Annotated in this window: 14 protein-coding genes; 7 read left to right on the top strand and 7 right to left on the bottom strand. The window is 61.2% G+C overall.

Annotated elements, in window-relative coordinates; genetic code table 11:
- Positions 1-11: 11 nt before the first annotated feature.
- From ygfZ to U5G49_RS05965, 4 genes are read left to right on the top strand one after another with little or no spacing between them, the layout of a single operon-like run.
- Positions 12-875, top strand: coding sequence for a CAF17-like 4Fe-4S cluster assembly/insertion protein YgfZ (gene ygfZ / locus U5G49_RS05980; protein WP_193446109.1), 864 nt, complete (start codon positions 12-14; stop codon positions 873-875).
- Positions 872-1,480, top strand: a complete 609-nt coding sequence (locus U5G49_RS05975; RefSeq protein WP_018241411.1) for an HD domain-containing protein — start codon at positions 872-874, stop codon at positions 1,478-1,480. The genes ygfZ and U5G49_RS05975 overlap by 4 nt, the downstream gene beginning before the upstream one ends.
- Positions 1,477-2,007, top strand: a complete 531-nt coding sequence (locus U5G49_RS05970) for a tyrosine phosphatase family protein (RefSeq protein WP_018241410.1) — start codon at positions 1,477-1,479, stop codon at positions 2,005-2,007. Before U5G49_RS05975 ends, U5G49_RS05970 begins: the two co-directional genes overlap by 4 nt.
- Positions 2,008-2,065: 58 nt before the next feature.
- Positions 2,066-2,950, top strand: coding sequence for a mechanosensitive ion channel family protein (locus tag U5G49_RS05965; protein ID WP_018241409.1), 885 nt, complete (start codon positions 2,066-2,068; stop codon positions 2,948-2,950).
- A gap of 102 nt (positions 2,951-3,052) precedes the next feature.
- Here U5G49_RS05965 and U5G49_RS05960 read toward each other — a convergent pair whose 3' ends face one another.
- Both U5G49_RS05960 and U5G49_RS05955 read right to left on the bottom strand, forming a co-directional pair.
- Positions 3,053-3,568: a superoxide dismutase family protein gene (locus U5G49_RS05960; RefSeq protein WP_193446057.1), complete on the bottom strand. Its 516-nt coding sequence runs from the start codon at positions 3,566-3,568 to the stop codon at positions 3,053-3,055.
- Between the two features lie 219 nt (positions 3,569-3,787).
- Positions 3,788-4,129 (bottom strand): hypothetical protein, encoded by a 342-nt coding sequence (locus tag U5G49_RS05955; protein ID WP_246289385.1) that lies wholly within the window; start codon positions 4,127-4,129, stop codon positions 3,788-3,790.
- 440 nt (positions 4,130-4,569) lie between these two features.
- Between U5G49_RS05955 and U5G49_RS05950 the strand changes: the two genes are divergently transcribed.
- From U5G49_RS05950 to U5G49_RS05940, 3 genes are all read left to right on the top strand, one after another.
- Positions 4,570-6,474 (top strand): putative bifunctional diguanylate cyclase/phosphodiesterase, encoded by a 1,905-nt coding sequence (locus U5G49_RS05950; RefSeq protein ID WP_193446055.1) that lies wholly within the window; start codon positions 4,570-4,572, stop codon positions 6,472-6,474.
- A 137-nt stretch (positions 6,475-6,611) separates the two neighbouring features.
- The gene (locus U5G49_RS05945) at positions 6,612-7,271 is read left to right on the top strand and encodes an HD domain-containing protein (protein WP_018241405.1); all 660 of its coding nucleotides are present in this window, start codon (positions 6,612-6,614) and stop codon (positions 7,269-7,271) included.
- A gap of 9 nt (positions 7,272-7,280) precedes the next feature.
- Entirely contained in the window at positions 7,281-8,138 is an 858-nt protein-coding gene (locus U5G49_RS05940; protein ID WP_112906457.1) for an MOSC domain-containing protein, read from the top strand.
- Between the two features lie 104 nt (positions 8,139-8,242).
- On the opposite strand, the gene U5G49_RS05935 is transcribed toward U5G49_RS05940, so the two are convergent.
- From U5G49_RS05935 to era, 5 genes are all read right to left on the bottom strand, one after another.
- A complete protein-coding gene (locus tag U5G49_RS05935) occupies positions 8,243-9,238 on the bottom strand; it encodes an aldo/keto reductase (protein ID WP_193446054.1) in 996 nt (331 codons plus the stop codon).
- Positions 9,239-9,339: 101 nt separating this feature from the next.
- Positions 9,340-10,110: a DNA repair protein RecO gene (gene recO / locus U5G49_RS05930; RefSeq protein ID WP_026230827.1), complete on the bottom strand. Its 771-nt coding sequence runs from the start codon at positions 10,108-10,110 to the stop codon at positions 9,340-9,342.
- Positions 10,111-10,234: 124 nt separating this feature from the next.
- Positions 10,235-10,720: a response regulator gene (locus U5G49_RS05925; protein WP_193446053.1), complete on the bottom strand. Its 486-nt coding sequence runs from the start codon at positions 10,718-10,720 to the stop codon at positions 10,235-10,237.
- Between the two features lie 381 nt (positions 10,721-11,101).
- Positions 11,102-11,854, bottom strand: a complete 753-nt coding sequence (locus U5G49_RS05920) for a Crp/Fnr family transcriptional regulator (RefSeq protein WP_020049310.1) — start codon at positions 11,852-11,854, stop codon at positions 11,102-11,104.
- 72 nt (positions 11,855-11,926) lie between these two features.
- Entirely contained in the window at positions 11,927-12,868 is a 942-nt protein-coding gene (gene era / locus U5G49_RS05915) for a GTPase Era (protein WP_018070602.1), read from the bottom strand.
- Between the last annotated feature and the right edge of the window lie 3 nt (positions 12,869-12,871).

Here is a 12,871-nt window from a genome sequence, read left to right as displayed (position 1 = left end):
CAGGTTCCGCCATGCCAGCCGTATTCCTGAATGACCGCTCATTGCTCCTTGTCAGCGGCGCGGAAGCCCAATCCTTCCTGCAGAACCTGATCACAACCGATATCACCTCGCTCGGCGCCGACGAGGCACGGCCCGGGGCACTCTTGACCCCGCAGGGCAAGATCCTGTTCGACTTCATGATCTGGCAGGACGGCGACGGCTACATGATCGAAACCGATGCCGGCCAGCGCGACGGCCTGCTGAAGCGGCTGACAATGTACAAGCTGCGCGCCGCCGTCACACTTGCGACAAGCACCGAAGAGGGCGTCACCGTTTCCTGGAGCGAGGATGCCGAGGGCAGCCAGGGCGTCCGGGACAGCCAGGGCGTCCGAGACAGCCGCTTCGCCATGGCGGGCGTCACGCTGATCCGCCGGCCCGGCAAACATGGCGATGGCAAAGAGGCGCTCTACTACGCGCTGCGCATCAGCCACGGCATCGTCACATCAGGATCGGACTTCGCCCTGCAGGACGCCTTCCCGCATGACGTGCTGATGGATTTCAACGGCGGCCTCTCCTTCAGGAAAGGCTGCTATGTCGGGCAGGAGGTCGTCTCGCGCATGCAGCACCGCGGCACCGCGCGCCGGCGCGTCGTCACGGTGTCCGCCGCGACAACCTTGCCGGAGACCGGGACGGAGATCACCGCCGGCGGCAAGCCCGTGGGAGCGCTCGGTTCTGTCGAAGGCGGCAGCGGCCTTGCGATCGTGCGCATCGACCGCGCCGGCGCCGCGATGGCGGCAGGTACGCCGCTGCTCGCCGGCGAAACGCCCGTTTCCCTCGTCCTGCCGGCATGGTCCGGCCTTGTCTTTCCCACAAGCGGCGACGAGGCCAGCGCGTGACAACGACGAAAGCTCCGCGTGCCTGGCAACGCATGCTGTCCGGGCGCAGGCTCGACCTGCTCGACCCCTCGCCGCTCGATGTCGAACTCATCGACATCGCCCATGGGCTTGCGCGGGTTGCCCGGTGGAACGGCCAGACCTCCGGCGATCATGCTTTTTCGGTGGCGCAACACAGTCTTGTCGTCGAGGATATCTTCCGCCGCTTCAACGATGCGCGGCCGCAGGAGTGCCTGATGGCGCTGCTGCACGACGCACCCGAATATGTGATCGGCGACATGATCTCGCCGTTCAAATCGGTGGTCGGCGGCGGCTACAAGACGGTGGAAAAGCGGCTGGAGGCGGCCGTGCACTTGCGCTTCGGCCTGCCGCCACATCCTTCGCGCGACCTCAAGGACCGGATCAAGAAGGCCGACACGATCGCCGCCTATTTCGAGGCGACCGTGCTTGCCGGTTTCACACCCGCCGAGGCGCAGAAATTCTTCGGCCAGCCGCGCGGCATCAGCAAGGACATGCTGATGATCGAGCCCCTGCCTGCGCTCGAAGCGCAGCGATTGTTCTGCGCGCGCTTCGCGGCGATCGAGGCCGAGCGGGGGATGGTATCGTGAGCTTCATCGTCGTCTCGCCGCTGTCGCGCATCGCGGAAATGGCGGTGCGCCATAAGGCGCGCGATATGATCAGCCTGATCGCCAAGAATCAGGCCTTTCACCGGCCGGGCGTGATTGCGGCCGAACGTCATCTGACACTTGGTATGAACGATATCCTCTTCAAGGGCACCGGCGATCTCGTGGCGCCTGACGAGACGCATGTCCGCGGGATTATCGACTTTGCCGCATCGTGGCAGCAAGAGACGCCGCTGCTCATTCATTGCTGGATGGGCGTGTCGCGATCACCGGCCGCAGCCCTCATCGCCGCGCTGTCGCTGGCACCGGATCAGAGCGATGAAACGCTTGCTCGCCGACTCCGAGCCGCCTCACCTTTCGCGACGCCCAACGCCCGGCTGATCGAGATCGGTGACGCGCTGCTCGGCCGCAGCGGCCGGCTGGTCGCGGCGGTACGGGCAATCGGACGTGGTGCGGATGCCGACGGCAATGCGCCCTTCGTGCTTGCGATCCGGGACGCCGTTGGCGGTTGACGCTGCCGCCAGCCGCTCCATCTAGCCCCCGACCACGCACAATCGACAGGGCCAGATCATGGAACAACAGGCAGCCGATGTCCTCCTCGCCACGCAAACGGCACTCAGCCAGGCAAGCGCGCTTGCGGTGCAATATTCCTTCTCCGTCCTCGGGGCGGTGATCCTGCTCGTTCTTGGCTGGGCGCTGGCCGGCTTTACCAGCCGCTGGGCCTATGAAGGCCTGTCGCGCGTTCATGGCATTGACGAGACGCTGGCGCGTTTCTTCACCAATGTCCTGCGCTATGCGCTGCTCATCCTGGTGTTCATCACCGTCCTCGGTCAATTCGGCGTCCAGACCGCCTCGATCATCGCAACCCTCGGCGCAGCGGGCCTGGCGATCGGACTAGCGCTGCAAGGGACGCTGCAGAATATCGCCGCCGGCATTATGCTGCTGATCCTCAGGCCTTTCCGCGTCGGCGAATATATCGAGACCAGCAGCGTGGCCGGCACGGTGCGCGAAATCGGATTGTTTGCCACCGAGCTCAAAACCGGCGACGGGCTCTACCGGTTGGCGCCGAATTCGACGCTCTGGAATACGCCCATTACCAATTTCACCCGCGAGCCCACCCGGCGGAACGAGCTGAAAATCAGCGTCGCCTATGAGGATGACATCGATCTGGCAATGGAGACGCTGATGAACCTTGCCAAAGCCGATTCCAGGGTGCTGACGTCACCGGCACCCAGCGTCTTCATCGACAGCCTCGGTGATGGCACGATCTCCGTCGCGCTGCGCTACTGGGCAAAGACAGGTGACTGGTGGCTGGTCAGCCGTGACATGGTGAAACGCGTGAAACTCGCCTTCGATGACAATCCTGACGCCGTGCCGGATGCTTCAGATGCCGCGCCGGCAAAAAAGTCCAACGGCAAGGTGACGGCCGAAAAACCGACGCCGACGCGGCAGTAAGACATTGCAGCGCCACGGATCTTTTTAAGACCCGTGGCGCTGTGCAGTTTGAATTCCTAATTTTGTCCCTAAATCGATGCCGATCAAGAGTTGCGCCGTAGCCTATTGGATGACGCCGCAGGAGAGTCTTTCCCCGGCATCACCCGAAGGCTGGCTGCGATAATCATCCGAATTGGCGTGTACCATCAATGCGCGGCCGCGAATGCCGTCAGTCTTGCCGTCGAGCGTGACCATGCTGTCGAAGATATGTGCCCGCAACCTGCCGTCCTGCCCGACATATTGATTGGGCATATCGCCGGCGTGCGGTCCCTTGGCGGCAAGGATGCCATGCTCGGCCTTATCAGGGTTGAAGTGACCGCCCGCTGATTCGTGATGGGTCGCGGCGTCGCAGCGGCCGGTCTCATGAACATGGAACGCCACCCATTTGTTCGCCGGCAATCCCGATATCTCGACTTCGATCAGGACGCCGCCATTGGCGGCAGCCGTCAGTTGCGCGCGACCGTCCTCCTTGCCGTCCTTGCCGACGAAATTGGCGACCGCCGTTTGCTTGTCCTGAGCGCCTGCCGGCAATGCAACCGCAAGCAGGCTCAAGGTGGCGATAATGCTCATGGCTTTCATGGAGATCTCCTTGCGTCCGGTTGTCCTTCTGAACGTGTCAAACCGGAAGGTGTTCCTGAGCCGCGCGTCCGATAGGACGCGCTAAGGACGCTCCAGCACTTTGCGTGGCGCATAATCCTTTCCGAAAATCACTCCGATTTTCGGGTTATGCGCAGGAATATCGAACGAGAAAAGCCGGCCAACCGGCCGGCTTGCAGATCTCTCGAATTGAGACGCCGCTCAGGCGACGGCGTCGAAATCGAATTGACCGTAGGTCTTGCGGTAGAGATCGTCGGACTGATCGCCTGATGTCGGCGCGGCCTGCTGCAGCGGATAGGGAACGGCGATGCTGCTTGCACTGCCGCTGTCACGGGAGTCCATCATCAGCGCAATCAGGCTGCCGGAAAATTTCGGCTGCGTGTCGCTGGCCTTATCGTCTTCGAGGAGCTCCTTGATGATGCCTGGCTTCTCATCGGCGGCACGTTCGCCGCGGCTGAGTACGCCATCGCCATTGGCATCGAGCCGCGAAAGCGTCGCCAGATATGCGTATGAGGTGTCTGAAACGGATGTGGTGCTGGTCATACAAACCTCCATTCACCGCCTTCTGCCGGTGGTGTTTGTACGCAATACGAACGTTGGAAAATCACTGTTGACTCGGTGGTTAAACTGATTTGCGCAGTGCGTCAATAAGTTGTTAACTTCTCATTAACGATGATTGACAAAAGTTAACGGAACGCCTGAACGCAGGCCTCCGCCAGCGTCAGAAGGCCGCTTTCCTGCGTATTTCAGCTATTTTTCACATATAAAACAAACGTCTAACGCAGCGACCCCGCTGCTGCACTGCAACCGAATATTAATCCGGCCCATACAAAATGGACATCACGCATCACCAGCAGGCGTCCAGCGTATAAAAAATCAATCTCTGTATTCATTTTAGAAAGGTCTTTCATGTCCGGCGAAATGAGGCACGTTCATCAAACGAGGACGCTTTCCTCTGCTGTCGTCCCGCGAGACGTATGCACATGAAAGCTGAAGCGCTCTTCTGGCGGCAATGCACCGAGGCCGTCACCGCCGACGGATCGATCGATGCGCAGCGCCTGATGGATCTTGTGATCGCGACCTATCGCGTCCATGAAAGCGACTATGACGAAATCGAGAGAAGCGCGGAAACGCTGCTGAGGGAAAACCATGCGCTGAGGGGCAATCTATCAGCCCTTAGCCAGGCGTTCGACGGACAGAAAAAACTCTTCGAAGTCATTCTCAACAACCTGCCGCTCGGTCTCAGCGTCTTCGACGCCGACCAGCGACTGACGCTTTCCAACATCCGCTTCCGTCAGCTCTTCGACCTGACGGACGAAGATGTCATTGCCGGCGCGACAATCGCCGATCTCACGGCTAAAATGCGCGGCACGGAGAGCGCTAGCACCAAGCCCGGTCGGCGCACCGGGAGACATTCCTCCGCAACCACAAGAAGCAGTAGTCTCCGTCGGCGCGAATGGTTGATGGACGATGGCCGCATCATCCAGAGCATGGTGACCATCCTTTCCGACGGCAGCAACATTTCCATTCACGCCGACATTACCGAGGATCGAAGGGCGGCCGAACGCATCACCTATCTCGCCCACCACGACCCGCTGACCGGCCTTCCGAACCGCATCCATTTCCGCGAGCAGGTCGATGCGACGCTCGCAGAGCGCAGGCCAGATCAGCAGATTGCCCTCGTTCACCTCAATCTCGACGGTTTCAAATCGATCAACAACACGATGGGCGTTTCGGCCGGCGACAAAATCCTGCAGCAGGTCGCCGAGCGCATCCGAGCCTCGGCCGGTTCGGAAAACACCCTGGCGCGCCTCGGCTCGGACGAATTCGCCATCCTGCAGACGGGCAAGCAGCAGCCGCGGAACGTGACGGCGCTTGCAGAGCAGATCCGCCGTGAGCTTTCCGAACCATTCCTCCACGGCGAGAAGCAGCTGGAGCTCAGCGTCTCCATGGGCATCGCAATCGCCCCTGATGATGGTGAGGAAACCGATATCCTGCTGAAAAATGCCGGCGTGGCGCTGTCACATGCCAAGGCGGACGGGCGCAAACGCGAGCGCTTCTTCGCCAGTGAGATGGAAGCGCAGATGCAGTTGCGACACGCGCTGGAGGCAGACCTCCGAGCAGCCGTTGAGAAAGAGGAATTCGAGCTGCATTATCAGCCGCTCTATGACCTCTCGCAGCGACGTATCTGCGGCTTCGAAGCGTTGATCCGCTGGAACCATCCGGTCCGAGGCCGCGTTCCGCCGATGGATTTCATTCCGCTGGCAGAGGAGGTCGGCCTCGTCGTCGATATCGGCCGTTGGGTTTTGCGTCGGGCCTGCAACGATGCAGCGCAATGGCCGGAGGGCATCAAGATCGCCGTCAACGTTTCGGCAATCCAATTCAGCAGCAGCGATCTGACGCGAGATGTCAGCGAGGCACTTGCCGCCGCCGCGCTATCGCCGTCGCGGCTTGAACTCGAAATCACCGAGAGCGTGCTGATGGAAAATCTCAGCGAAGTGCTGCCGATCCTGCATGCCCTGAAGGAGCGCGGCATCCGCATCTCGATGGACGATTTCGGAACCGGCTATTCCTCACTGAGCTATCTCTCGAGCTTCCCCTTCGACAAGATCAAGATCGACAAGTCCTTCGTCAACGACATCGTCGACAACAAGGAAGCGCATGCGATCATGCATGCGATCATCCTGCTCGGCGATGCGCTCGGCATGCGCGTCACCGTCGAGGGCGTCGAGACGGCCGCGCAGCTGGCGCTGCTCGAATGCGAGGAATGCGACGAGATCCAGGGCTATCACATCAGTCCGCCGCGACCGGCGCGTGACGTGCCCCATCTTCTCTCCCTGCCGCCGAAGAATGGCGGCGTGACCCAACTTCCTGGAGCCAAGCACTGAGATCCCCCTCGATTGCGACTCGCATGGCAAGCCGCTACAAAATCGGCTGCGACTCCTGAGATCTTCGTTGTCGCATCCTTTTACCGCCCGCATTCAATTCCGCGCCGATCCCCTATCGGCGGAAAACGATCTTCCTCATGACAGGTGGCGCTATGTTCGCGGCTGAAGCCTTCTCCCCACACGAAACGCTTGCGGCGGCGCTGATTGCGCATGCGGCCGATGGCGACGACGGCTCGCACGACCTTGCCCATATTCTGCGCGTCTTCAGAAATGCCATGCGCATCCATGCGGGAGAAGGCGGCGACGGGCGGGTTCTTGCCGCTTCGGTGCTGCTGCATGACTGCGTCGCCGTCGAGAAGAATTCGCCGCTGCGGGCAAAAGCATCGACTTTGGCGGCTGAGAAGGCATCGGCGATCCTGGCGGAACTCGGCTGGAGCGAGGCGGATATCGAAGCCGCGGCCCACGCAATCACTGCACACAGTTTCTCCGCCGGGGTGGCACCGCAAACGCTGGAGGCGAAGATCCTGCAGGATGCCGACCGGCTGGACGCGATCGGCATGGTCGGCGCCGCCCGCTGCTTCTATATCGCCGGGCGACTGGGATCCGGGCTCTACGATCCATTCGACCCGGCGGCAGCGGACCGCCCGCTGGATGACAAGCGTTATGCCATTGACCATTTCCAGACGAAGCTGTTCAAACTGGCGGAAGGTTTCCAGACCGAGACCGGCCGCAGGCTGGCCGCCGCGCGTGATAAAAGCCTGCGCGACTTCCTCTCGGCCTTCATGGACGAAATCTAGGAGCACAACATGCGTGTCAGCGACCTCTTCATCTACCCGCTCAAGAGCGCCCGCGGCATTGCGCTGCCCGCCGCCGACATTGACGCCTATGGGCTTCCCGGCGACCGGCGGGCGATGATCACCGATGCCCAAGGGCACTTCATCACCCAGCGCGAGTTGCCCGACCTCGCACGCATCGAGGTACGACCGGAGGCGACCGCCTTTCGGCTGCTGATGCAGGGGAAAACGGACATATCGGTAACACCGCCTCAGCCCGAAAACCGCATGGATGTGACCGTGTGGAAATCTGCCGTCAGCGCCGCCGTCGCCGATCCGGAGAGCAACCGGCAGCTTTCCGAATGGCTTGGCCGCGAGGTGCGCCTAGTCTTCTTCGACGGCCAGGCACGGCGGACGGCAAATGCTGAATGGGCCGGCGAAGCCACGCCCGTCACCTTTACCGACGGTTATCAGATCCTGGTGACGACGACGGGCTCGCTGAAGGCATTGAATGCCGATCTCGCCGCCCATGGCGAAGGCAGTGTCGGCATGGAACGCTTCCGTCCGAACATCGTCATCGATACCGACGAGGCCTGGCCGGAGGACCGCTGGGCGGCGATCGAGATCGCCGGCATCCGCTTCGATCTCGTCAAACCCTGCTCCCGCTGCATCATGACGACTCAAGACCAGTTGACCGGGTCCCGCGAGGGACCAAACCCAATGCCGGCCATGGGCCGCATCCGCATGTCCGCCGACCGGCGCGTGCCCGGCCCGCTTTTCGGGTGGAACGCCACGCCACGCGGCAATGGCAAGGTCACGATCGGTGACACCGTCAACATCATTGAAGAGAGGCCGGAAGGCTGGGCGCTCAAGCGTCGCGCCGCGGCTTGAAGGGCATCGCGTCAAACCGGATTCATCCGATGCGCTTTGAGTCTTTGATTTATGCATGTCGCCCAAAACCGCTGCATGCTTTTGGGCGACATGTACTAAAACCCTCAGAAGCGATCGAGCGCGGCATCGATCCCCGCCATGACATCAGCTGGCAGTGGTCCCTTCTCCAGGGCGCCGGCATTTTCCTCCACCTGAGCGACGGTGCGGAAGCCCGGAATGGGAAGGGTGCGCGGCGAGCGTGCCCAGAGCCAGGCAAGCGCGCCCTGCGTCAGCGTGCGGCTGCCTGACGTCAGGAGATCGCGGACGGCATCGAGCCGTGCGGCGAATTCCGGGGCCATACGTCCATCCTTGAAATAGACCATCCAATCGAGGGCAGCACCGCGGACATCCCTCGCGCCCACCGCTTTGTCGGCGGTGAACTTGCCGGTCAGCAGCCCCATCGCCAGTGGGCCACGATTGATGGAGATCAGGCCCTTCCCCTCGATCACCGAGATCATCTCCGGCACCGGTTCGAAAACATTCATCGTATGCTGGATCGAGACATAGCCCTGTCGGCCGACATGACGGGCGGCACGATCCGGAAAATCGGTACTCCAGCCGAACGCATCGATCTTGCCTTCGGTGCGAAGCGCCTCCAGCGTATCGAAGACGGCATCCGATTGATCCATCGGAAAATCATTGAGGTGGAACTGCAACAGATCGAGGCGATCGCGCTTCAGGCGGCGCAACGAGGTCTCGACCGAACGGCGGATGAAGGCCTCGTCGGCAAAGGCGCCGGTTGCCTGCTTGCTTGCCGGATCGGTGGCGAAGCCGAACTTGGTGGCGATGACGACATCGTGGCGATTACCGATCGCCCGGCCGAGCACTTCCTCCGAGTGGCCGGCGCCGTAGTTCGAGGCCGTGTCGAAGAAGCGGATGCCGAGTTCGATGGCACGGTCGATCGCCTCCACGGATTCATCGTCGTCGACATCGCCCCAGCCGAGCGGCGTGTCGCCGGCGAAGAAGGGGCCGCCGATCGCCCAGCATCCCATGCCGAGACGCGGAATTTCGCGGCCGTTCCAGAGCGTGATCGTCGTCGGTGATGCGGTCTTGGTTAGCATGGGGTCCTCCTTGATTGGCAATCCTGTGAAGACATAGGAAGCGCTCATCAGCAGGTAAACCGCCAAATCCGGAGGATGTTTTGCACCCGTAAAAAACGAGGTCAGGCGGAAATACCGTTCGGGCCGGAAAGCGTCCGCAAGGCTGGATTAAGCGCCTTGAGCGCCGCCTGAACGAAACCGTCGCGGGCAGCTGCCGCCTCGATGCCGCGCGGCTCGTAGACATGACGATGCAGGAAGAACCCTGTCAGACGGAATGCAGCTGAGAGACTATCAAAGTCGGCTGCATGATTGCCTTCGATGCTGAGGAACGGCGGCAGGAGCAGCATTTTGTCCGCCCAGGGCTCACCCGCGGTGCGGCTGACGGCGCGGCCAGATTTCGGCGAGACATAGACGAGATCGGAACGGGCGCCGGTCGCAGCGCATTCGGCAAGATCGAGGCCGAAGCCGAGATCATTCAGCACAGCAAGCTCGAAACGCACGAAGAGTTCGCCGGCATCGGCCGGATTATGCAGGTGATCGAGGATGACCTCCAGCGCATCGAAGAGGTGTGGATGCGGGTCACGCTCCGGCAGCAGCCGCAGCAGCGCGCCCATCGCCTGGACACCGTAGACGGCGGTCGCCGTTTCCATCAGGCGGGCGGCGCGCAGTGTCACCGGCTCGACGCGGAATTCACCGAGATGTTCGTCAAGCCGGGCACGCCAGTTGACCTCCACGGCATTGCCCGCCTGCAGCACCGGCTGCATGGCGCGCGAGCGGCCGGAACGCACCAGGCCGAGATGGCGGCCGCGATCACGCGTCATCACCTCGGCAATGACGCTCGTCTCGCCGTGGCGCTTGACGCCCAGAATGATCGCCTGGTCCTGCCATTGCATCGAAAGAAGTCCCTGCGGGTGACGAATCCATCCTACTGCATAATTCAAGGCGTTACAGCGTCCTTTGCACGTCTGAAAGACGCGCGGCGCCGTCAGCAAGGACTGGATTCTGTCACGGACCGTGTCAGGCTACAGCCGGGAAAAGCCTCTGCAGGAATTCCCGCATCGCCGTTTCGTCGAACGGCTTTACCAGAAGCGGTATCTGTTGCAGGTCGGGCGGGAAATCGCCGGTATCGGAATAGCCACTGACGAAGCCGAAGGGGATGCCGATATCGAGAAGATGGCGGGCAAATCCGAAACTCATTCCCTCGCCGAGGTTGACGTCGAGCAGGGCGAAATCATACGTCTCCTCAGCAATGGCGGCCCTCGCCTGTTCCACACTGCCGACGATATCGATACTCTCGACGCCGGAAAGACGCAGAATATCCTCCGCCTCCATCGCGATGATCAGACTGTCTTCAAGAACCAGAACACGGATTGCGCTCATGATTCGATGCCCCCCGTCGGGCGCCCGTCGCAGCGCCCCGGCCGTTTCGCCAACATCATTGCCCTCCGGTGCCCCGCATGGCACGCTATCGGTGAATTCCGCCACCTTGTCTGAATAAACCATTTTTCTGCCCGGTCGATAAGAATCAAAATCGGAGGAGAGATCACGGCCGACCTTATTTTCCCTACAGCTAATGCGCATTTAAAAAAGACATACGCAGGCCGGTTGGATACGGCATATTGGTGCAGCCATTCAAAGTGCTACAGCATCCTTTGCGGCGTCTCGAAAAGACGCGCGGCGCTGGAGAGCAATTCCAGTAAGACTGCGCAGTGGTTGGCGTCCGGAATTGCGCCAAACAAGACGGAGCATATCCGTCACCCGGGAGAAATCAGGAATGCTCTAAAGCGCGTCGCAATCCTTCAGATACGCTCCTCGCGCTTTAGCTCTATATTTCCAACGCAGGCCGTTATCGCAAAACCGCTGCACAGTTTTGCGCGACATGCTTTAGATGAACGGGCGTTTGCCCTCTCCGAGCCCTTCCCAGCCGGCGATCGCCATCAATTCCTCGCCGTTCAGCACCTCGCAGCCACGCTCCTGCCAGCGGATCAACCCACGTTCGCTGAGCTTTTTCAAGGTTTTGTTGGTATGAACGATCGAAAGACCGAGCGTGTCGGCAATGTGCTGCTGGGTGATGGGGATGAATTTTCGGCCGTTGAAGATATTCAGCTTCCGGCCGCGCTCAAAGAGGAAAGCGATCAGGTAGGCTGCTCGTTCCAGCGCCGTGCGACGGCCGATGCTCAAGAGATGCTCATCCAGGATGCGCTCCTCGCGCGCGGCGATCCAGGTAATGTCGAAGGCGAGCGAGGCGTGCTTGTTGTAGAGCGTCATCAGCCTGTCACGCTCGAAGACACAAAGGGAAACGGGAGAAAGCGCTTCGACGGAATGCTGCATCTCGCCGGCGATCGTTCCCTGCAGGCCGATCAGGTCGCCCGGCATGATATAGTTTAGAATCTGGCGGCGCCCGTCCTCCAGCATCTTGTAGCGGAAGCCCCAACCGGCGAGCACCGTGAAGAGATGAGCGCTATGCGCGCCCTCGACGAGGATGGTCGAGCCGGCATCGACGGCAAGCTCACCCCTTTTGAAGCTCGAGACGAATTCCAGCTCGTCGCGGCTGAATTCCCTGAAATGCGGCAGCGGCCGCAAGGGACATTGCTCGCAAGGGGTCTTGAACGAATTGATGGGTCTCGACGTCGCCATACTTGCCCTTGCCGTCGCAAAACCGGCGCGCCAGCAGGGGCCAGCGTCTACCCGATGAAATCCTTGCCATGCTTATTTCGGAAAATCGAGACCCATTTCGCGGAACCGCTCGGGATCATCACCCCAATTCTCGCGAACCTTGACGAACAGGAAGAGATGGACCGGCTGTTCGAGGATCTCCGACAATTCCTTGCGCGACGCAGTCGATATCGCCTTGATGGTTTCACCGCCCTTGCCGAGCGCGATCTTCTTCTGACTGTCGCGCTCGAGATAGATCACCTGCTCGATTCGCACCGAGCCGTCCTTGCGCTCTTCCCACTTCTCCGTTTCGACATGCGAGGCATAGGGAAGCTCCTGGTGCAGGCGCAGAAACAGTTTCTCGCGAGTGATCTCGGCCGCGAGCTGGCGCATCGGCAGATCGGAGATCTGGTCTTCCGGATAATACCACGGCCCCTCCGGGAGCGTTTTCGCCAGATAGTCCATGAGGTCGTCGCAGCCGGAGCCGTTTTCGGCTGATATCATGAAGGTGCGCTCGAAAGCGATCTTCTCGTTGGCGGCAGCGGCCAGCGCCAGCAGATCCTCACGGTTGACGCGGTCGATCTTGTTGAGCAGCAGGATCTTCGGCTGCCGGACTTCTTTGAGGCCTTCGAGGATGGCTTCGGCATCGCCGCGCAAGCCGCGCTCGCTGTCGATCAGCAGCACGATCAGATCGGCATCCCTCGCACCGCCCCAGGCCGAAGTCACCATGGCGCGGTCAAGCCGGCGGCGCGGCTTGAAGATACCAGGCGTATCCATGAAGACGATCTGGGCATTGTCGTGGATCGCGATGCCGCGAACGATGGCGCGCGTCGTCTGCACCTTATGGCTGACGATCGAGACCTTGGCGCCGACGAGGCGGTTCACCAGCGTCGACTTGCCGGCATTGGTCGGACCGATCAGCGCGACGAAGCCCGAATGCGTCGGACCATTGGTTTCTGCGGCAGCTTCGGCCGCGATATCTTCTTCTTGTGTCATTGT

The sequence above is a fragment of the Rhizobium indigoferae genome (genome assembly GCF_034554815.1).
GTDB classification, from domain to species: Bacteria; Pseudomonadota; Alphaproteobacteria; order Rhizobiales; family Rhizobiaceae; genus Rhizobium; species Rhizobium leguminosarum.
Note: the sequence above shows the minus strand (reverse complement) of the source record. Positions and strands in the feature narration are given on the sequence as shown.

What these genes read in the sequence shown, in the direction of transcription:
- ygfZ (WP_193446109.1), top strand. Translation starts at nt 12, where the DNA reads ATGCCAGCCGTATTCCTGAATGACCGCTCATTGCTCCTTGTCAGCGGC.
- U5G49_RS05965 (WP_018241409.1), top strand. Translation starts at nt 2,066, where the DNA reads ATGGAACAACAGGCAGCCGATGTCCTCCTCGCCACGCAAACGGCACTC.
- U5G49_RS05960 (WP_193446057.1), bottom strand. Translation starts at nt 3,568, where the DNA reads ATGAAAGCCATGAGCATTATCGCCACCTTGAGCCTGCTTGCGGTTGCA.
- U5G49_RS05955 (WP_246289385.1), bottom strand. Translation starts at nt 4,129, where the DNA reads ATGACCAGCACCACATCCGTTTCAGACACCTCATACGCATATCTGGCG.
- U5G49_RS05950 (WP_193446055.1), top strand. Translation starts at nt 4,570, where the DNA reads ATGAAAGCTGAAGCGCTCTTCTGGCGGCAATGCACCGAGGCCGTCACC.
- U5G49_RS05945 (WP_018241405.1), top strand. Translation starts at nt 6,612, where the DNA reads ATGACAGGTGGCGCTATGTTCGCGGCTGAAGCCTTCTCCCCACACGAA.
- U5G49_RS05940 (WP_112906457.1), top strand. Translation starts at nt 7,281, where the DNA reads ATGCGTGTCAGCGACCTCTTCATCTACCCGCTCAAGAGCGCCCGCGGC.
- U5G49_RS05935 (WP_193446054.1), bottom strand. Translation starts at nt 9,238, where the DNA reads ATGCTAACCAAGACCGCATCACCGACGACGATCACGCTCTGGAACGGC.
- recO (WP_026230827.1), bottom strand. Translation starts at nt 10,110, where the DNA reads ATGCAATGGCAGGACCAGGCGATCATTCTGGGCGTCAAGCGCCACGGC.
- U5G49_RS05925 (WP_193446053.1), bottom strand. Translation starts at nt 10,720, where the DNA reads ATGGTTTATTCAGACAAGGTGGCGGAATTCACCGATAGCGTGCCATGC.
- U5G49_RS05920 (WP_020049310.1), bottom strand. Translation starts at nt 11,854, where the DNA reads ATGGCGACGTCGAGACCCATCAATTCGTTCAAGACCCCTTGCGAGCAA.
- era (WP_018070602.1), bottom strand. Translation starts at nt 12,868, where the DNA reads ATGACACAAGAAGAAGATATCGCGGCCGAAGCTGCCGCAGAAACCAAT.